Annotated in this window: 19 protein-coding genes; 9 read left to right on the top strand and 10 right to left on the bottom strand. The window is 68.8% G+C overall.

Annotated elements, in window-relative coordinates:
• Positions 1 to 12: 12 nt before the first annotated feature.
• Entirely contained in the window at positions 13 to 942 is a 930-nt protein-coding gene (locus tag NBW77_RS03935) for a type IV toxin-antitoxin system AbiEi family antitoxin domain-containing protein (protein WP_131746369.1), read from the top strand.
• 121 nt (positions 943 to 1,063) lie between these two features.
• Here NBW77_RS03935 and NBW77_RS03930 read toward each other — a convergent pair whose 3' ends face one another.
• From NBW77_RS03930 to NBW77_RS03895, 8 genes are read right to left on the bottom strand one after another with little or no spacing between them, the layout of a single operon-like run.
• Entirely contained in the window at positions 1,064 to 1,510 is a 447-nt protein-coding gene (locus NBW77_RS03930; protein WP_502799430.1) for a metal-sulfur cluster assembly factor, read from the bottom strand.
• On the bottom strand, positions 1,507 to 1,968 hold the full coding sequence (gene sufU, locus NBW77_RS03925; protein ID WP_131746368.1) for a Fe-S cluster assembly sulfur transfer protein SufU: 462 nt from the start codon (positions 1,966 to 1,968) through the stop codon (positions 1,507 to 1,509). Before sufU ends, NBW77_RS03930 begins: the two co-directional genes overlap by 4 nt.
• Positions 1,965 to 3,305 (bottom strand): cysteine desulfurase, encoded by a 1,341-nt coding sequence (locus NBW77_RS03920; protein ID WP_131746424.1) that lies wholly within the window; start codon positions 3,303 to 3,305, stop codon positions 1,965 to 1,967. The genes sufU and NBW77_RS03920 overlap by 4 nt, the downstream gene beginning before the upstream one ends.
• Before the next feature lie 2 nt (positions 3,306 to 3,307).
• Positions 3,308 to 4,087 carry a Fe-S cluster assembly ATPase SufC gene (sufC, locus tag NBW77_RS03915; protein ID WP_131746367.1) on the bottom strand — a complete coding sequence of 260 codons (780 nt, stop codon included), beginning with the start codon at positions 4,085 to 4,087 and terminating at the stop codon, positions 3,308 to 3,310.
• Positions 4,088 to 4,109: 22 nt separating this feature from the next.
• Entirely contained in the window at positions 4,110 to 4,409 is a 300-nt protein-coding gene (locus NBW77_RS03910; RefSeq protein ID WP_242605759.1) for a non-heme iron oxygenase ferredoxin subunit, read from the bottom strand.
• A 17-nt stretch (positions 4,410 to 4,426) separates the two neighbouring features.
• A complete protein-coding gene (gene sufD / locus NBW77_RS03905) occupies positions 4,427 to 5,674 on the bottom strand; it encodes a Fe-S cluster assembly protein SufD (RefSeq protein ID WP_131746365.1) in 1,248 nt (415 codons plus the stop codon).
• Positions 5,674 to 7,098 (bottom strand): Fe-S cluster assembly protein SufB, encoded by a 1,425-nt coding sequence (gene sufB / locus NBW77_RS03900; protein WP_131746364.1) that lies wholly within the window; start codon positions 7,096 to 7,098, stop codon positions 5,674 to 5,676. Before sufB ends, sufD begins: the two co-directional genes overlap by 1 nt.
• Positions 7,095 to 7,874, bottom strand: coding sequence for a helix-turn-helix transcriptional regulator (locus NBW77_RS03895; RefSeq protein WP_131746363.1), 780 nt, complete (start codon positions 7,872 to 7,874; stop codon positions 7,095 to 7,097). The genes sufB and NBW77_RS03895 overlap by 4 nt, the downstream gene beginning before the upstream one ends.
• A 414-nt stretch (positions 7,875 to 8,288) precedes the next feature.
• On the opposite strand from NBW77_RS03895, the gene NBW77_RS03890 reads away from it, so the two are divergent.
• The 3 genes from NBW77_RS03890 (at position 8,289) to NBW77_RS03880 (ending at position 10,670) form a co-directional block, all read left to right on the top strand.
• Positions 8,289 to 8,816, top strand: coding sequence for a helix-turn-helix domain-containing protein (locus NBW77_RS03890; protein WP_502799433.1), 528 nt, complete (start codon positions 8,289 to 8,291; stop codon positions 8,814 to 8,816).
• A gap of 85 nt (positions 8,817 to 8,901) precedes the next feature.
• Positions 8,902 to 9,843, top strand: a complete 942-nt coding sequence (locus NBW77_RS03885; protein ID WP_250279290.1) for an ABC transporter ATP-binding protein — start codon at positions 8,902 to 8,904, stop codon at positions 9,841 to 9,843.
• Positions 9,840 to 10,670 carry an ABC transporter permease gene (locus NBW77_RS03880; protein WP_131746421.1) on the top strand — a complete coding sequence of 277 codons (831 nt, stop codon included), beginning with the start codon at positions 9,840 to 9,842 and terminating at the stop codon, positions 10,668 to 10,670. The genes NBW77_RS03885 and NBW77_RS03880 overlap by 4 nt, the downstream gene beginning before the upstream one ends.
• A 68-nt stretch (positions 10,671 to 10,738) precedes the next feature.
• On the opposite strand, the gene NBW77_RS03875 is transcribed toward NBW77_RS03880, so the two are convergent.
• Positions 10,739 to 10,906, bottom strand: coding sequence for a hypothetical protein (locus tag NBW77_RS03875; RefSeq protein ID WP_175324683.1), 168 nt, complete (start codon positions 10,904 to 10,906; stop codon positions 10,739 to 10,741).
• A 127-nt stretch (positions 10,907 to 11,033) separates the two neighbouring features.
• Between NBW77_RS03875 and NBW77_RS03870 the strand changes: the two genes are divergently transcribed.
• Positions 11,034 to 12,047 (top strand): COX15/CtaA family protein, encoded by a 1,014-nt coding sequence (locus tag NBW77_RS03870; RefSeq protein WP_250279289.1) that lies wholly within the window; start codon positions 11,034 to 11,036, stop codon positions 12,045 to 12,047.
• 196 nt (positions 12,048 to 12,243) lie between these two features.
• Here NBW77_RS03870 and NBW77_RS03865 read toward each other — a convergent pair whose 3' ends face one another.
• Positions 12,244 to 13,170, bottom strand: a complete 927-nt coding sequence (locus NBW77_RS03865) for a heme o synthase (RefSeq protein WP_131746362.1) — start codon at positions 13,168 to 13,170, stop codon at positions 12,244 to 12,246.
• Positions 13,171 to 13,763: 593 nt separating this feature from the next.
• Between NBW77_RS03865 and tal the strand changes: the two genes are divergently transcribed.
• The 4 genes from tal (at position 13,764) to pgl (ending at position 18,227) form a co-directional block, all read left to right on the top strand.
• Complete coding sequence (gene tal / locus NBW77_RS03860; protein ID WP_131746361.1) at positions 13,764 to 14,873, top strand: transaldolase; 1,110 nt, start codon at positions 13,764 to 13,766, stop codon at positions 14,871 to 14,873.
• A gap of 71 nt (positions 14,874 to 14,944) precedes the next feature.
• The gene (gene zwf, locus NBW77_RS03855) at positions 14,945 to 16,477 is read left to right on the top strand and encodes a glucose-6-phosphate dehydrogenase (protein ID WP_131746360.1); all 1,533 of its coding nucleotides are present in this window, start codon (positions 14,945 to 14,947) and stop codon (positions 16,475 to 16,477) included.
• Positions 16,474 to 17,457 (top strand): glucose-6-phosphate dehydrogenase assembly protein OpcA, encoded by a 984-nt coding sequence (locus NBW77_RS03850; RefSeq protein WP_250279288.1) that lies wholly within the window; start codon positions 16,474 to 16,476, stop codon positions 17,455 to 17,457. The genes zwf and NBW77_RS03850 overlap by 4 nt, the downstream gene beginning before the upstream one ends.
• Positions 17,457 to 18,227, top strand: a complete 771-nt coding sequence (gene pgl / locus NBW77_RS03845) for a 6-phosphogluconolactonase (protein WP_131746359.1) — start codon at positions 17,457 to 17,459, stop codon at positions 18,225 to 18,227. Before NBW77_RS03850 ends, pgl begins: the two co-directional genes overlap by 1 nt.
• Positions 18,228 to 18,332: the final 105 nt, after the last annotated feature.

Genomic DNA, 18,332 nt, shown 5'->3' with positions numbered 1-18,332 from the left:
CATGATCTTGTCATGGTTGACCCCTGTCCCGGTCCAACCCCGGCTCTGCTCCGTCAGGCACGGCGGCAGGACGGAATGATCAGTAGTTCCCAGGCTCAGGCCTTCGGGCTGACCCGCCGGCAGATCGCGCGTTTCGTCCGAACCGGTCAGTGGCAGCCGGCGGGCCCAGGCGCGTACCTGGTACCCGGCGCCGATCCGCTTCGCGGGACGGTACGCGCGGCCCTGCTGCGCCGCCCGGATGCCGTTGCCTGCGAGATCACCGCGGCACGGCTTCTCGGGTTCGACAGCCTTCCGACGGCAGTGCGCGACGAACCCGTGCATCTTCTGCTGCCATGCCGATCCGCGCGGAGGCAGCCAGATGGCGTCGTATTGCGCTGGGGGGACATACCGCCCGCCCACGTCACGGATGCATCCGGTATTCCGACCACCTCGCCGACCCGCACGCTCGCCGACATGGTGCTACGCAGTGAACGCGCTGACGCCGTTGCACTCATGGACGCAACGCTGCACGCCGGACATATCGCCGATCTTGCTGTGGCCCGGTCGCTCGTCTTCGGTAGACGGGGGGCGGCGGCACGGTCGGGTTGGTGGCAGCGCGCCGACAGCCGGGCCGAGTCCCCCCTTGAAACACGGCTACGACTGCTCCTCGCCGACGCCGGACTGGCCCCGGAACAACTCCAGTGGCCGGTCAGGAACACAGCCGGACGCATCGTCGCCCGCCTCGACCTGGCCTGGCCGAGCCTCCGGCTCGACGTCGAAGCCGACGGCGGGGTCGTGCACGCCGATCCACATGCGCTTTACCGCGACCGCCACCGGCAGAACATGCTGACAACGCTGGGCTGGACCGTGCTCCGCTTCACCTGGGTCGATGTGACACGACATGCCGACTATGTGACACAAACCGTGGCGTACACCCTTGCCGCAAACAGCCGACAACCATGATCGGCGCGACTTTGTCGGTATGCACGTGAATCGACCAGAAAAGCGTGCATACCGACAAAGTCACACTGATCACGAAAAGAGAATGCGCTCGATCGGGCCAAGCGTCGGGCCAAGCGTCGGGTCAGACGTTGAAGCCGAGTGCGCGCAGCTGCTCGCGACCGTCATCCGTGATCTTGTCGGGACCCCACGGCGGCATCCAGACCCAGTTGATGGTCACGTCGTTGACCAGTCCGTCCGGCCCGTCGGTCAGGGCCGAGCGGGTCTGGTCCTCGATCACGTCCGTCAGCGGGCAGGCCGCCGACGTCAACGTCATGTCCAGGGTCACCGTGTTGTCGTCGTGGACGTTGATGCCATAGACAAGGCCCAGGTCGACGACGTTGATCCCGAGTTCCGGGTCGACGACGTCACGCATGGCCTCCTCGACGTCGTCGACAGCCGCCTTGTCCACCGCCGGGGCAACGTCCACCGCCGGGGCAACGTCCACCGCCGGGGCAACGTCCACCGCCGGGGCAACGTCCACCGCTTCCGTCCCGGCCACCTCCTGCTCCGTGACAACGGTCTCGCTCACCGATCCACCTCCTGTTCCGGGATGCCGCCCAGCGCCTGCGCGGTCGCGTCCTTCCAGGCCATCCACGACAGCAGAGCGCACTTGACCCTGGCCGGGTACCTGGACACGCCCGCGAACGCGACCGCGTCCTCCAGCACGTCCTCGTCCGGTTCGACGGTGCCCCGAGACTGCATCAGCGCCAGGAACTCCCGGCCCAGTTCAAGCGCGTCGTGCACAGACCTGCCGATCACAAGATCGGTCATCACGCTCGCGGACGCCTGACTGATCGAACAGCCTTCGCTCTCGTAGGAGACATCCGCCACCACCCCGTCCGCCACCTTGACCCGCAGGGTCACCTCGTCCCCGCAGGTCGGGTTCACATGGTGGACCTCGGTGTCGAACGGCTCCCGCAGCCCGCGATGGTGCGGGTTGCGGTAGTGGTCCAGGATGATCTCCTGGTACATGGAGTCAAGGTTCACGTCCCGAAGAACCTCCGTACATGCCCCAGACCTTCCACGAGCGCGTCGACCTCACCACGGGTCGAGTACAGGTGGAAGGAGGCCCGTGTCGTAGCCGGGACGCCGAAGCGCAGGCAGACCGGGCGGGCACAGTGATGCCCGACGCGCACGGCCACACCCAGCTCGTCGAGCAGCTGCCCGACGTCGTGCGGGTGCAACGGCCGGTCGTCGGTTCCGGTGAGTACGAACGAGACGGCACCACCCCGGTCGACCGCGTCCGGCGGGCCGATGATCCGCAGCCCCGGCACCGCGGAGAGCCCGTCAAGCGCATAGGCGGTGATGTCGTGCTCGTGCGCGGCGATCGCGTCCATGCCCAGGTCGGTCAGGTAGTCGACGGCGGCGCCGAGGCCGACCGCCTGGGCGATCATCGGCGTGCCGGCCTCGAACCGGTGTGGCGGGACGGCGTAGGTCGACTCCTCCATCGTCACCAGCTCGATCATCTCGCCGCCACCGAGGAAGGGTGGCATGACCTCCAGCAGCTCATGGCGGCCCCACAGGATGCCGATACCGGTAGGACCGCACATCTTGTGGCCGGTGAAGGCGAGGAAGTCCACGCCAAGCGCGGTCACGTCGATCGGCATGTGCGGCACGGACTGGGACCCGTCAAGCACGGTCAGCGCGCCGACCGCACGCGCCCTGGAGACGATCTTCTCTACCGGGTTGACCGTACCCAGGATGTTCGACTGGTGCACGAACGAGACGACCTTCGCCCGCCCGGTGATCACCTGGTCGAGATCGGCGAGGTCGAGGCGTCCGTCGTCGGTCAGGCCGATCCAGCGCAGCGTCGCCCCGGTGCGCCGGCACAGCATCTGCCAGGGCACCAGGTTGGAGTGGTGCTCCATCTCGGTGACGACGACCTCGTCACCGGGCCCGAGCCGGAACCGCTCCGCCTCCGGGCCGGATGTCGCCGCGTTGCTCATCGCGTAGGCGACGAGGTTCAGCGCCTCCGAGGAGTTCTTGGTGAAGACGACCTCGTCGCGCCGGGGGGCACCGATGAACGCGGCGACCTTGTCCCGGGCCGCCTCGTAGAGCGCGGTCGCCTCCTCGGCGAGCACGTGGATGCCCCGGTGCACGTTGGCGTTGTGCAGCTCGTAGTAGTCCCGCTCGGCGTCCAGGACGGACACCGGCTTCTGCGAGCTCGCCGCACTGTCCAGATAGACCAGCGGACGATCATCGTGGACCCGGCGCGCGAGGATCGGGAAGTCCTTGCGAACCTGCTCGACGTCATACCCGCCCCCCGGACCGCCCGTGGCGGGGCGGACGGACTGCCGCCCGGACGAAGGCCTCGTGGAGGTCATGGTCACGCCGCCGTCCCCGCCGGCTCGGTCGTCTTCACATACCGGTCGTAGCCGCTGTCCTCCAGGACCGCGGCGAGCTCCGGGCCACCCGAGTCGACGATGCGGCCACCGGCCATCACATGGACGAACTCGGGCTTCACGTAGCGCAGGATGCGGGTGTAGTGGGTGATCAGCAGAATGCCGGTCTGCCCGGCGGCACGGACGGACTCGATGCCGCCGGAGACGATCCGCAGCGCGTCCACGTCCAGGCCCGAGTCGGTCTCGTCCAGAATCGCGATCTTCGGCTTGAGCAGGGCCATCTGAAGGATCTCGTGGCGCTTCTTCTCACCACCGGAGAAGCCCTCGTTGACGCTGCGCTCGGCGAACACCGGATCCATCTCCAGCGCCGCCATCGAGTCACGGACCTCCTTGACCCACGTACGCAGCTTGGGCGCCTCGCCGCGGACGGCGGTCACCGACGACCGCAGGAAGTTCGACACCGACACGCCGGGCACCTCGACGGGGTACTGCATGGCGAGGAAGACGCCGGCACGGGCACGCTCGTCCACGCTCATCGCGAGGACGTCGACACCGTCCAGCGTCACCGTCCCACTGGTGATCGTGTACTTGGGGTGGCCGGCGATGGAATACGCCAGCGTGGACTTGCCCGAGCCGTTCGGCCCCATGATCGCATGGGTCTCGCCGCGGCGAATCGTCAGATCCACGCCGCGAAGGATCTCCCTCCCCTCGGCGGAATCGGTTTCCACCGAGACGTGGAGGTTACGGATCTCCAGGGTCGACACTTGATCAGTCTCCTATAAACCGCTATGACTGCCCGACGTCCACGAGCACGTCGTCGCCGTCGATCTTCACCGGATAGACGGGCACCGGCTCGGTCGCCGGTAGCCCGATGGGTTCACCTGTCTCGAGGTCGAACTGCGAGCCGTGCAGCCAACACTCGATCTTCCTGTTCTCGACCTCACCGTGCGAGAGCATGACGTCGGCGTGGGAACACTCGTCACGGATCGCGTAGACCTGGCCGCCCGCAAGGGCCAGGCACACCGGCTGCCCGTCGACCTCCACACCGAACGCGGCCTCCTCGCTGAGATCGGACAGCGCGCACACGCGCTGGAAACCCCCCACTAACCGGCCCCGCCCAGCTCGGCCTCGACAGCGGCGGTGATCCGCTCCCGCAACGAGTCGATCTCGATCCGGTCGACGATCTCGGCGAAGAAGCCACGGACGACCAGGCGCCGCGCCTCGTCCGCCGGGATGCCCCGGGCCATCAGGTAGAACAGCGCTTCGTCGTCGAAACGCCCGGTGGCACTGGCGTGCCCCGCCCCGACGACCTCTCCGGTGGAGATTTCCAGGTTCGGCACTGAGTCCGCCCGCGCTCCGTCGGTGAGGACGAGGTTGCGGTTCAGCTCGTAGGTGTCGGTGCCCACGGCATCCGCCCCGATCACCACGTCACCGATCCACACCGCGTGCGCGCCCTCGCCCCGCAGGGCACCCTTGTAGGCGACCCGGCTGCGGCACGAGCGCGGCCCGTGGTCGACCAGCAGTCGATGTTCCTGGTGCTGGCCGGCGTCGGTGAAGAACAGCCCGTAGAGCTCCGCGTCCCCGCCCGGCCCTGCGTAGGTGACCGTCGGGGACAGCCGTACCAGGTCTCCGCCGAGGGTCACGGTGAACGAGCGGAACCGGGCGTCACGCCCGACACGGGCGGCGTGCGCGCCGACGTGCACCGCGCCCGCGTCCCAGTCCTGCAGGGACACCAGCGTCAGCGACGCGCTGTCACCGACCGACAGTTCGACGTTGCCCGCGAACGTGGCGGTCCCGGTGTGATCGAGCACCACCGTCGCGGACGCGAACGCCCCGACCTCCACGACCAGGTGGCCGTAGACGGTACCGCCGGTGCCGTGCACCCGCACGACCACCGGCTCGTCCGGCATGGCCTCGGCGGGAACGGTGACCACCACGACATCCTCGGCGCGGGTCATCGCGAATGCGGCCACCCGGTCGGCCGGGGTGAGGACCCGTCCGACACGCTTGTCGCCGGAGCCGACATGTTCGACCGTGACCGGCGCCGGTGCGTCGACGCTCACCTCGACGGTGGCGTCGGCGGCCGGACCGGTCAGCAGTCCACGCAGACGGCGCAGCGGGGTGAACCGCCATTCCTCCTCACGCCCGGTCGGTACCGGGTGTGCCTCTGGATCACGGGAACGCACGAGCCGCGGCCGGCTGTCGGGCCGCCCGGTACCGGCGGACACGCCGGGCTTTGACCCCAGCGGTGAACCGGTCGACGACCCGGGAACCAGCACGGCCGAACCGGCAGCACCGGAAGCGGAGGACGAGCCGTCCCGCGAGTCGTTGTGGATGGGAGCTGTCACCATCAGCCGACCGCGCCTTCCATCTGCAGTTCGATCAGCCGGTTGAGCTCGAGGGCGTACTCCATCGGCAGTTCACGGGCGATCGGCTCGACGAAACCGCGTACGACCATCGCCATGGCCTCGTCCTCGGACAGGCCACGGCTCATCAGGTAGAACAGCTGGTCCTCGCCGACCTTGGACACGGTCGCCTCATGCCCGATGGACGCGTCGTCCTCCCGGACGTCGACGTAGGGGTAGGTGTCGGAGCGGCTGACCGTGTCCACCAGCAGGGCGTCGCACTTCACGGTCGCCCGCGCGTTGTGCGCACCCTCCTGGATCTGGACGAGCCCCCGGTAGGAGGTGCGGCCACCACCACGGGCCACCGACTTGGACACGATCGTGGACGACGTCCGCGGCGCGGCGTGGACCATCTTCGCGCCGGCGTCCTGGTGCTGACCGGGACCGGCGAACGCGATCGAGAGCACCTCGCCCTTGGCGTGCTCACCGAGCAGCCACACCGCCGGGTACTTCATCGTCACCTTCGAACCGATGTTCCCGTCGATCCACTCCATGGTGCCACCGGCCTGGCAGGCGGCCCGCTTGGTCACCAGGTTGTAGACGTTGTTCGACCAGTTCTGGATGGTCGTGTACCGACAGCGGGCGTTCTTCTTCACCACGATCTCGACAACCGCCGAGTGCAGCGAGTCCGAGGAGTAGATCGGCGCGGTGCAGCCCTCGACATAGTGCACGTAGGCACCCTCGTCAACGATGATCAGAGTCCGCTCGAACTGGCCCATGTTCTCGGTGTTGATCCGGAAGTAGGCCTGCAGCGGAATCTCCACGTGCACACCCGGCGGAACGTAGATGAACGAACCACCGGACCACACCGCGGTGTTGAGAGCGGCGAACTTGTTGTCTCCGACCGGGATGACCGAACCGAAGTACTCCTGGAAGACCTCCGGATGCTCACGCAGGCCGGTGTCGGTGTCGAGGAAGATGACGCCCTGCTCCTCAAGATCCTCACGGATCTTGTGGTAGACGACCTCGCTCTCGTACTGAGCCGCGACACCGGAGACGAGACGCTGCTTTTCCGCCTCGGGGATCCCTAGCTTGTCGTAGGTGTTGCGGATGTCCTCGGGCAGATCCTCCCAGGTCTCGGCCTGCTTCTCCGTCGAACGGACGAAGTACTTGATGTTGTCGAAGTCGATCCCGGACAGGTCCGCGCCCCAGCTGGGCATGGGCTTGCGACCGAACAACTTGAGGCCTTTGAGCCGGAGTTGCGTCATCCACTCCGGCTCGCTCTTCTTGGCCGAGATGCCCAGGACTACGGCCTCCGACAACCCGCGCTCGGCTGTCGCCGCATACGCGTCCGTGTCGGACCAGCCGAACTTGTAGGAACCCAGACCGTCGAGTCGAGTATCGATCTCGGTCTCAGGAGTTGTGGTCATATGGCAGGACCCTCCGCGGAGGTGGAAGTGGTGAGGGTGCGGGAAACAGGAGAGATGGATGTCGGCGAACCGGCCGATGGAGAGCCCCCGGCCGGGAGAACGTGGGTGTCGGCGTGAACCGGATCGCCCAGTGGGACGTGGGTGGTGCACACACCGTCGCCATGCGCGATCGTGGCCAGCCGCTGGACGTGGGAGTCCAGCAACCTCGCGAGCGCGGCGGTCTCGGCGCCGCAGAGTTCGGGAAACCGCTCCGCGACGTGCTGGACCGGACAGTGATGCTGGCAGATCTGGACACCCGTCGGGAGCTGTGAGGTGCTCGCCGTGTAGCCGGCGGCGGACATCGCCGCGGCCAGCGCCGCCGGCCGGTCGGCCGGTTCCACCTCGGCGACCGCGTCTTTCACCCGCCGTTCCAGGTCGGCGGCGCGAGCCTCGGCGAACTCCGCGACGACATCGTGACCGCCGACGTCGGCGAGAAAACTCAGCGCACTGGTCGCAAGGTCCTCGTAGGCGGTCGGGCCGGCCGCATGACCGGCGGCGGTGAGCTGGTACAACCGGGCGGGACGACCCCGACCCCGCGGACCCGCCGGCCGGGCCGAACGGGTCATGATCGCGCCCTCCGCGAGCATCGCGTCCAGATGCCGGCGGATCGCCGCCGGCGACAGGCCGAGACGAGCGGCGAGGGTCACGGCGGTCGAGGGACCGACTTCCAGGAGCAGACGCGCGACACGGTCACGGGTCCGGCCGTCGGCCGCCGTGCCGCTTGATGTGTCGGGCATGCTTTTCACAACACCACTGTGCCTTATTTCCTGCCAGGGGTCGAACGGGTCGACCTGCCGGTACGACCGGATCCGTCGAAATACTCGACCATCGTGACATCCGACCTGGGCATTCACGGTGCCGTCGAGCCGAGCGTCTGATGCGCCACATCCGGGTCACGTCCACGGCCGCGACCCGGGTCACGGCCGATCGCGGCAGGGGCTGTACCACACACAGACCACGATCATCGACGTGTCATGATGAGTGAAGTGGTCGTCTCATCGACGAACTCCTGACAGGCTGCGACAGGGGGCGGATGGCGTCTCCGGTTCGACGTGACCCGGACGGAGAGCGTGACCGAGGCCGACCACGGTACTGACAGCGCCAGCCCGGACAGGGCGGTTGCCGACAAGGCCGACGGCTACGCCGCAGAACTGGGACGCCGCCTCCGGGCCACCCGTCTGCGTCGCGGAATGTCCCTGATCGACGTCCAGGAACGGACGAACAGACGCTGGACCGCCGGCACCCTGGGCGCCTACGAACGGGGACACCGATCGCTGCGGGTTCATCGTCTGGTCGAACTGGCCGAACTCTACGACGTAGCCGCAATCATGCTCGTGCCACCGCCGTCCAACCGATCCGAAGTGGTCGGTCTGCCCCCGCTCGTCATCGACCTGCACCGGCTGCGCAAGCTGCCGCCGACCCGGACCGGGCCGTTGCGCCGATGGATCGCGATCGTGCAGGTGCTCCGCTCGGAAACCGCCCACGATGTGCTGCGGCTGCGCCGCACGGACCTGTACTCGCTGGCCCGGCTCTACAACACCACTCCCCCGCTGCTGTATGAACGGCTCGGCGCCTGGGGCGCGCTCGCCGACCCGGCCACCGGGCAGCGGGCCGCGACCGCCCGCGGGAGATCCAGCCAGCCCCGCACCCGCGGGGCACGAGGCCGGCCCCGCGCCTGACCGTCCCCCTCACCCTCGGTCCGGCTGCACCTCGCGCCCGGTCCGGCTGCACCTCGCGCCCACGGTGGTCCGTAGGATCGCCTGTGTGGCGCAAGACCTGGCAGTCGAGGTTACCGACCTGGTCAAGACCTATTGGCCACGTTCCGGCCAGCCCTTACGCGCCGTTGACGATCTTTCGCTGACCGCCTCAACGGGTTCGGTGACCGCTCTGCTCGGCCCGAACGGCGCGGGGAAGACGACCACGATCGAGATCTGCGAGGGTTTCCGGCAGCCGGATTCCGGCAGCGTCCGGATACTCGGCCTCGACCCCCGCCGCGACGCGTCCGCCCTGCGTCCCAGGGTGGGGGTCATGCTCCAGGCCGGCGGGGTGTACCCGGGAGCACGCGCCGGCGAGATGCTTGCCCTGCTTGCCGCACATCACCGTCACCCACTCGACGTCGAGGTCCTGCTCTCCCGGGTCGGCATGTCCGAATCCGCCCGCACGCCCTACCGTCGTCTGTCCGGCGGCCAGCGCCAGCGCCTGTCCCTGGCGATGGCGCTGGTGGGTCGCCCCGAACTGGTCTTCCTCGACGAGCCGACGGCGGGCCTCGACGTCCAGGCCCGCCGGGCCACCTGGGAGCTCGTGGAGGAGCTGCGCGTATCCGGGGTGACGGTGGTGCTGAGCACCCATGCGATGGACGAGGCGGAGCGGCTCGCCGACCATGTTGTGATCGTCGACCGCGGCCGCGTCCTCGCGACCGGGTCCCCGGCGGAGCTGACCAGGGGTGGCGCCGAGGGGCAGCTGTGCTTCAGGGCACCGGCGGGCCTTGACGTCGACCGCCTTGTACTCGCCCTGCCGGACGGCACCGCCGCGCAGGAAGGACCAGCCGGGCGCTACGTCGTGCGCGGCGATGTCGACCCGCACCTGCTGGCCGCGGTGACCGCCTGGTGCGCGAACAACGGCGTCCTGGCCGAGGACCTCCGAATGGAACAACGCAGTCTGGAGGACGTGTTCGTGGACCTCACCGGCTCGGGGCTGCGGCCATGACCGACACCGACGCACCTACCGAGGTGACCGAGGACGCCATCGGCGACGTGCCGGTCGCACAGCGCCCGCTGGATCTTCGTCCCGATCCCGGTCCCGCGCCATGGCGGAGCATGCTGCAGGCCCAGACCATGATCGAACTTAAGCTGACCCTGAGGCGCGGTGAGTCAGTGCTGCTCACCCTGATCATCCCGGTGGGCCTGCTGCTGTTCTTCACCGCCGTGGACGTGCTGCCCAGCGGCACCGGCCGGTCCGTGGACTTTCTCGTCCCCGGCATCCTGGCACTCGCGGTCATGTCGACGGCGTTCACCGGGCAGGCGATCGCGACCGGCTTCGAGCGTTCCTACGGTGTACTCAAACGTCTCGGCGCGAGCCCCCTGCCACGGTCGATCCTGCTGGCGGGCAAGACACTGGCCGTGGTCGGCGTCGAGATCATCCAGGTCGTGCTGGTGGTGTCCGTCGGGTATGCCGTCGGCTGGCACCCGCATGGCAACCCGCTGTGGGTGGGACTGCTGCTGCTCGCCGCCACCGTCGCCTTCTCGGGCCTCGGGCTGCTGATGGCCGGCACGCTGCGCGCGGAGGCGACCCTGGCCGCGGCGAACGGCGTCTACCTGCTGCTGCTACTCATCGGCGGGGTGGTGTTCCCGCTGTCCCGACTACCCGGATGGCTGGAATGGGTGGGCCGGGCGCTGCCTACCGCGGCCGCGTCGGACGGGCTGCGTGCGGTGCTACAGGATTCCTCGGGGCTGCCCGCCGCCGACCTCGGTGTCCTCGTTGCCTGGGCCGTGGGTTCGCTGACGCTGGCGGCCCGGACGTTCAAGTGGGAGTGACCTTAGTGGTCTCGCCCATAAGTCCTTCGGGGGTTGACATCTGGGCAGGGAGTGCCCGGTCCAGATGATCAGATATCGGGGGTGGACAGGTACAGGTCGCAGGCGCAGTCGAGGGCTTCTTCGGGGGTGCCGGTGAAGGTGCCGGTGGGCAGGAGGGTGTCTTGGTATCCGTCTTTGCTCGCGAGGTAGAGGGCGAATCCCCAGTGGGTGGCGGATCCGGTGTAGCGCAGCCGCATCAGCGGGATGCTCTCTCAGAGGTCGGTTACTCGTTCAGGACCTTGCTCAGGACCGCAGGCGGGCCTACCGGGCCGGCCGCGTCGGCTGTGGCCGCGCCAGGCTTCTACCGCCGGTAGTATAACCGCGATGAGTGAGCGAAACCGACCGCTGCGAATGCCGACGGTGAGCCTGATCGTCTTCCGGCGACTCACCCGGATCTCCGTGGTCCTGCTCGCCCTCATCGTGGTCACCGGTGGTGCGGTCCGGCTGACCGGCTCCGGGCTCGGCTGCCCGACCTGGCCCAAGTGTGGTGACAACTCGTTCATCACCCGCTCGGAGTACTCCGCGCACGGTCTGATCGAGTTCGGCAACCGGCTCCTGACCACCGCCGTCGGGCTGGTGATGCTGGTGCTGCCGCTGGTGTCGCTACGGCTTCGGGAACGCCGGGCGGACCTCGTCGGACTCGCCTTCGGCCTGTGGCTCGGCTTTCTCGGCCAGGTGGTGCTCGGCGGGTTGACCGTGCTGTTCAAACTGCATCCCGCCCTGGTAGCCGGGCACTTCCTGCTGTCGATGGTGCTGCTGCTGGACGTCGTCGTGCTCGACCGCCGGGCCAGGCAGGGCAAAGGCCCGGTGCGCCCCACCGGTCGGCCGGAGCTGCGCTGGCTGGCCCGGGTGCTCGCGCTCGTCGCCGGCGCGACGCTCGTCGTCGGCACAGTGGTCACCGGGACGGGCCCACACAGCGGGGACTCGGCCACGGCGAGGCGTTTCGGGTTCGATATCGCAGGCGTCGCCCAGCTGCACGCGGATGCGGCCATGCTGCTGGTCGGGCTGGTCGTGGCCACGGTCTTCGCCGTCCGCCTCGCCGGCGCTTCGCGGGATGCGGTCCGTGCGACCACCACGCTCGCCATCATCGTGATCGCGCAGGCTGGCGTCGGATTCGCCCAGTACTTCACCGGTGTGCCCGTCGTACTGGTGGAACTGCACGTTACCGGAGCCACCCTACTGTGGATCTTCTCCCTGCGGCTCTGGCTCGCCACCGTCGAACGCCCGGCCCCGGACGTTGCCACCTCGGCGTCGCCGGACCCGGCGCACGCGCGGTTGCCCCGGCTCCGACAGCAGCCCCCGTCGGATAGCCGAGACGACATCAGCGCGCTTCGGTGAACCCCCGCCGGCTGTAGGTGGAAACCATCGTCATAGTGATGGTTTCTACCTACGGATGTCGGTGAACCCCCGCCGGCTGTAGGTGGAAACCATCGTCATAGTGATGGTTTCTACCTACGGATGTCGGTGAACCCCCGCCGGCTGTAGGTGGAAACCATCGTCATGGTGACGGTTCCTACCTACACCGCGTGGGCTTTCAGGTGAGGGCGGCGACCGCGACAGCGATGAACAGAAGCGTCAGATAGGTGATCGACATGTGAAACAGTCGCATCGGTCGGACGTCCCCACCGCGACGGACACGCCTGACCAGCTGGTGTGCCTCCACGAGGAACCAACCCCCGAGCAACACGGCGGCGGCCAGATACGGCCACCCCGTGTCGGCAACGGGAACCAGCAGCAACGACGCCGCGACCATCGCGTAGGAGTAGCCGAGGATACGTCGACTGACCACTTTCTGTGACGCGACGACCGGCAGCATGGGGATTCCGGCTGCGGCGTAGTCGTCCTTGTATTTGATCGCCAATGCCCAGAAATGCGGCGGGGTCCAGAAGAAGATGACGGCGAACAGCAGCACGGCGGGCCAGCCGACCGTGCCCGTCACCGCGGACCAGCCGATGAGGACCGGGAAACAGCCGGCCGCGCCACCGATGACGATGTTGGACGGGCTGCGGCGCTTGAGTCCCAGGGTGTAGACGAAGACGTAGAACATGATGGCCCCGTCTGCGAGCAGGGCCGACACCCAGTTGACCGCGAACCCGAACAACAGCGTGGCTGCGACACCGAGCAGGATCCCGAACCGCAACGCTTCGGCGGGGGTGACGCTTGCCCGCACGAGTGGGCGCCGCTGCGTGCGGGCCATCACCTCGTCGATGTCGCGGTCGACGTAACAGTTGAACGTGTTGGCACTGCCCGCCGCGAACGTGCCGCCGACCAGCGTCGCGAGTACGAGCCACACCGACGGCAGGCCGCGCTCGGCCAGCAGCATCACCGGAACGGTCGTGATCAGCAGCTGCTCGATGATCCGGGGTTTTGTCAGGGCGACGTAGGAGCGGGCCAGCGCCAGGGCGGGGCGCCGGGACCTCCCCGGACCCGCCGGCCCGCCGGCCGTCGGCCGCGCGGGCATGTTCTGCTTCGGCTCCTGCTTCGACAGAGTGGACACCGACGTGGACGCGGCCAGGGCGGACAGGGCGACCTCGCGATCGGCGGGAGGCGGAAGGACACACCCGCGGAGACTCAGGCCCCGTCACCGGGGCTCTCTGCGTGGTTCTACGACGTGTCGGAGTCTAACCACCGACCACCGCGACAGGCGCTCCACCCACATCCAGCCAGGATTTCGCCATCGGGTGGGACCGGTGGCGACGACGACACTTACCGTATCGACTGATATGACCCACCCGATGGTGGATCACTACAGGCCGCCGGCCGGCCACGGCGCGGGCCGGAATCCTTAACCGGAAGAGGCGGAAAGGTGGTGTTCTCGCTAACTTTCCCGCACCGTCGCGAGTGTCCGGACACCGGGATGGGACGACCGAGAGAGGGTAGGGCGAGGATGACCGGCACCACGCATCCGCCGACCACTCGACAGCCCGTCGCGCCGGACCCCATAGCGCCCGTGCCAGAACCCCGTACCAGCGCCCGTGCCAGCCCCGTAGCGCCCGTGCCAGAACCCCGTACCAGCGCCCGTGCCGGCGCCCATGGAAAGGACGTCACACCGCGATGACCGACCCCTTGGCACAGCTGTCCACCGCCGGTGTGGCGGTCTGGCTCGACGACATCAGCCGGGATCGTCTGCGGACCGGCAACCTCGCCGAACTGACACGTACCCGCAGCGTCGTCGGCGTCACCAGCAATCCGACAATCTTCCAGAAGGCGATCACCAGCGGATCCGCCTACGACGAGCAGATCCACGATCTGGCCCTCCGCGGGGTGGACGTCGGCGAAGCCGTCCGGGCGATCACCACGGCGGATGTCCGTGCCGCCTGTGACGTACTGCGACCTGCCTACGACGCCAGTGGTGGCGTGGACGGCCGGGTGTCGATCGAGGTCGATCCCCGCCTCGCCCACGAGGCCGAACGCACCCTGGCCGAGGCCCGCGCACTGTGGTGGACGGTCGACCGCCCGAACCTGTTCATCAAGATCCCGGCCACCCTCGCCGGGCTGCCAGCGATCACAGCCACGCTCGCCGAGGGCATCAGTGTCAACGTCACGCTGATCTTCGGGCTTGACCGCTACGACGCGGTCATGGACGCGTTCATGACCGGCCTCGAGCGGGCCCGAGCGGCCGGGCGGGACGTGTCCGATCTCGCCTCGGTCGCCTCGTTCTTCGTCAGCCGGGTCGACAGCGAGGTGGACCGCCGACTAGAGAAGATCGACACCGATGAGGCCCGGTCCCTGCGGGGCAGGGCCGCGATTGCGAACGCGCGCCTAGCCTACGAACGCTACGAGAAGGCGTTCGCCACCGAGCGCTGGACGGCGCTCGCCAAGGCCGGTGCCAAGCCGCAGCGGCCGCTGTGGGCGTCGACGTCCACGAAGGACCCGTCCATGCCGGACACGATCTACGTGTCCGAACTGGTTGCCCCGGGCACGGTCAACACGATGCCCGAAGCGACGATCCACGCCTTCGCCGACCACGGGGTGGTCACAGGCGACACGATCCGGCCGAACTACGACGACGCCCGGACGGTACTGACCCGCCTGGCCGGTCTCGGGATCTCCTACACCGACGTCATCGACGTGCTTGAGCGCGAAGGTGTCGAGAAGTTCGAGGACTCCTGGAACCAGCTGCTCTCGGCGATAAATGACCAGCTTGCAACCACTGTGCGCTGACCTGCCACTGTGGATCGGATGATGACGCAGACCGCAGACCGCAGACCCCAGGGGACGAAAGGGAGGTTCGGGTGACACCAACGGTGAGCGCCAACCCGCTACGAGATCCGCGGGACCGCAGGCTGCCACGGCTTCCCGACGCGTGCGCCCTGGTGGTCTTCGGGGTGACCGGCGACCTTGCCCGTAAGAAACTCATCCCGGCCATCTACGATCTGGCGAACCGGGGCCTGCTCCCACCCGGTTTCGCACTGTTGGGGTTCGCCCGCCGCGACTGGACCGACGGCGACTTCGCGCAGATCGCCCGGGAAGCGGCCGAGGCCGGTGCCCGCACGCCGTTTCGTGAGGAGGTGTGGGAACGCCTCGCCGCGTCGGCGAAGTTCGTCCCCGGATCGTTCAACGACGATCAGGCGTTCGACACCCTGGCGCAGACCCTGCTCGACCTTGAGCACACCCACGGCATCCAGGGCAACGCCGCGTTCTACCTGTCGATCCCACCATCGGCGTTCCCAGTGGTTCTCAAGCAGATGCAGCGCACCGGAATGGCCTCCAACGAGGCGTCCGGCGGCTGGCGGCGAGTCGTGGTGGAAAAACCCTTCGGTCACGACCAGGCCTCCGCCCGCGCACTCAACGAGCTCGTCGACGACGTCTTCACCCCCGCCGACGTCTTCCGCATCGACCACTACCTGGGCAAGGAAACCGTCCAGAACCTGCTGGCGCTGCGGTTCGCCAACACCCTGTTCGAACCGATCTGGAACTCCCACTTCGTGGACTCCGTCCAGATCACCATGGCCGAGGACGTCGGCATCGGCTCGCGCGCCGGGTTCTACGACGAGACCGGCGCCGCCCGCGACGTGCTGCAGAACCACCTGCTGCAGCTGCTGGCTCTCACCGCCATGGAGGAGCCGGTCAGTTTCAACGCCGAGGCCATCCGGTACGAGAAGCTCAAGGTCCTGCGCGCTGTGTCGCTGCCGGCCGACCTCGGCCGTTACGCGGTGCGCGGCCAGTACGAGCAGGGCTGGCTCGCCGGCCGGCGGGTGAAGGGCTACCTCGACGAGGACGCCATCCCCCCGGACTCCCGGGCGGAGACCTACGCCGCCGTCCGCCTCGGTATCGAGACCCGCCGATGGGCAGGCGTCCCGTTCTACCTGCGGACCGGCAAACGGCTGCCACGGCGTGTGACCGAGATCGCCGTGTCGTTCAAACGGGCTCCGCACCTTCCGTTCGACGCCACCGACACCACCGAGCTCGGCCACAACCAGCTGGTGATAAGGGTTCAGCCGGACGAGGGCGTGACACTGCGGTTCGGTTCCAAGGTGCCGGGTTCGGCGATGGAGGTCCGCGACGTCGCCATGGACTTCCTGTTCGGCGAGGCGTTCACCGAGGCCCTCCCCGAGGCGTACGAGAGGCTCATCCTCGACGTGCTGCTCGGGGACGCGACCCTGTTCCCGAACAACGCCGAGGTGATCGAGTCCTGGGGGGTGATCGACCCGTTGGAGGAGTTCTGGGCCGGCACCGTCCCCCACCGCTACCGGGCGGGAACCTGGGGACCAGCCGCCTCCGACGAGATGCTCGCCCGTGACGGGCGCCACTGGAGGCGACCATGACGACGTTGTGGGACACGACCGGCTCCGACGTCGTCAAGGCGCTCGCGGCCGAACGGCGCTCGGCCGGCGCGCTCGCCTTCGGCCTGGCTCTGACCCTCGTGGTCGTGGTGGACGAAAAGCACGTCGGCGTCGCCGAGAGCGCGGCGACGGCTGCGGCGTCGGCTCACCCGTGCCGGCTACTCATCGTCGTACGGCGTCAGATGGACGCGCCCAATTCGCGGCTGGACGCCGAGGTCTCCATCGGTGGACGACTCGGGCCCGGCGAGGCCGTGGTCATGCGGATGTACGGACGGCTCGGCCTGCATGCGGAGTCGGTGGTGCTGCCCCTGCTCGCGCCGGACGCACCCGTGGTGACCTGGTGGCAGGGCGAGTCCCCGGACCGCATCGCCTACGACCCCCTCGGGGTCTTCGCGGACCGACGGGTCACCGACGCGACCACGTCGACGGATCCCGTGGCGACCCTGCGCCAACGGGCGGCGGACTTCGCGCCCGGCGACACCGATCTCGCCTGGACCCGGCTGACCGGCTGGCGAACGCTGATCGCCGCCGCTTTCGACTCGATCACGGAGACACCGCGATCGGTGAGCATCGTCAGCGGCCCCGCGGACCCCAGCGTCTGCCTGCTGTCCGGCTGGTTGTCCGACCGGCTGCATGTACCTGTGGCCGTCCGCGAGGCTCCCCCCCGTGGGCTGGCCGAGGTACGTGTCACGTTCGACGAGGGCGAGCTGGCACTCGTCCGGCACGACCCCCACACGGCGGTGCTGCGTCGGCCCGGACAACCGGACCGGGCCGTACCCCTGCCCGAACGTGGCCTCGGCGATCTGCTGGCCGAGGAGCTGCGCCGCCTCGACGACGACCCGCCCTACTCGGACGCGCTGTCGGCGTGGAGTGGCGTGGCGGGCCTCACCGCGCGCTCACCGGTGCGCGAACACATCTGGCGTGACCCGATGGCGAGCGCGGCCACCGGGACGGACGACTGATGGGTGCGGCGCCCGAGGTCGTCGTCCATCGGGACGCGGACCTGCTGGCAGCCTCGGTCGCCGCCCGGCTGGTCACCAGCCTGGTGGACGCGCAGGCCGCCCGCGGCGAGGCATCGGTGGTGCTGACCGGTGGTGGTATCGGTGGCGCCACGCTGCGCGCGGTGCGGGAGAGTCCGACCGTCGGTGCGGTCGACTGGGGGCGGGTGGACGTGTGGTGGGGCGACGAGCGGTTCGTTGCGGCCGACTCGCCCGACCGCAACGACGGCCAGGCCCGGGCCGCCCTGCTCGACGCGCTGCCCCTCGACCCGGCCCGGGTGTTCGCGATGGGCAGCGCGGACGGCGGTTCGGACAGCTCGGAGCCGGACGTGGACGCAGCCGCAGCCGCCTACGCCCGGCTGCTCGCCGACCACGCGCCCGCGGGCGCACGGCTGCCGGTGCCCTCCTTCGACGTGCTGCTGCTCGGCGTCGGACCTGACGGACACGTGGCATCGATCTTTCCCGGGTCCCCGGCCGTCCACGCCACCGCGACGGCGGTAGCGGTTCGGAACTCCCCCAAGCCACCACCCGCCCGGATCACGCTGACGTTCCCTGCGGTCCAGGCCGCCCGCGAGGTGTGGGTGCTCGCCGCGGGCGAGGGCAAGGCGGACGCGGTGGCCCGGGCGCTCGCCGGTGCCAGCCCGGCCGAGATCCCGGCCGTGGGCGCCCGCGGAAGGACACGGACACTGTGGCTGCTGGACACCGCTGCCGTGGCCAGGTGGCCGCGGCCGTAAGGGGCCATTGCGCTGAAGGACCGGTGTCGTGAAGGACCATGCCAATAGGCACGGTCCTTCACGACACCGGCTAGGCAGCTGAGGAACAGCTACGGCCCCGTGAGG

Origin of the sequence: Frankia sp. Cppng1_Ct_nod (assembly GCF_920656135.1) — a bacterium.
Lineage (GTDB): Bacteria > Actinomycetota > Actinomycetes > Frankiales > Frankiaceae > Protofrankia > Protofrankia meridionalis.
This window is presented reverse-complemented; position numbering and strand designations above follow the sequence as displayed.

Coding starts and splice junctions, on each gene's coding strand:
- NBW77_RS03935 (WP_131746369.1), top strand. CDS start 13: ATGGTTGACCCCTGTCCCGGTCCAACCCCGGCTCTGCTCCGTCAGGCA.
- NBW77_RS03920 (WP_131746424.1), bottom strand. CDS start 3,305: ATGACCTCCACGAGGCCTTCGTCCGGGCGGCAGTCCGTCCGCCCCGCC.
- sufD (WP_131746365.1), bottom strand. CDS start 5,674: ATGGTGACAGCTCCCATCCACAACGACTCGCGGGACGGCTCGTCCTCC.
- sufB (WP_131746364.1), bottom strand. CDS start 7,098: ATGACCACAACTCCTGAGACCGAGATCGATACTCGACTCGACGGTCTG.
- NBW77_RS03895 (WP_131746363.1), bottom strand. CDS start 7,874: ATGCCCGACACATCAAGCGGCACGGCGGCCGACGGCCGGACCCGTGAC.
- NBW77_RS03880 (WP_131746421.1), top strand. CDS start 9,840: ATGACCGACACCGACGCACCTACCGAGGTGACCGAGGACGCCATCGGC.
- NBW77_RS03875 (WP_175324683.1), bottom strand. CDS start 10,906: ATGCGGCTGCGCTACACCGGATCCGCCACCCACTGGGGATTCGCCCTC.
- NBW77_RS03870 (WP_250279289.1), top strand. CDS start 11,034: ATGAGTGAGCGAAACCGACCGCTGCGAATGCCGACGGTGAGCCTGATC.
- NBW77_RS03865 (WP_131746362.1), bottom strand. CDS start 13,170: ATGCCCGCGCGGCCGACGGCCGGCGGGCCGGCGGGTCCGGGGAGGTCC.
- tal (WP_131746361.1), top strand. CDS start 13,764: ATGACCGACCCCTTGGCACAGCTGTCCACCGCCGGTGTGGCGGTCTGG.
- NBW77_RS03850 (WP_250279288.1), top strand. CDS start 16,474: ATGACGACGTTGTGGGACACGACCGGCTCCGACGTCGTCAAGGCGCTC.
- pgl (WP_131746359.1), top strand. CDS start 17,457: ATGGGTGCGGCGCCCGAGGTCGTCGTCCATCGGGACGCGGACCTGCTG.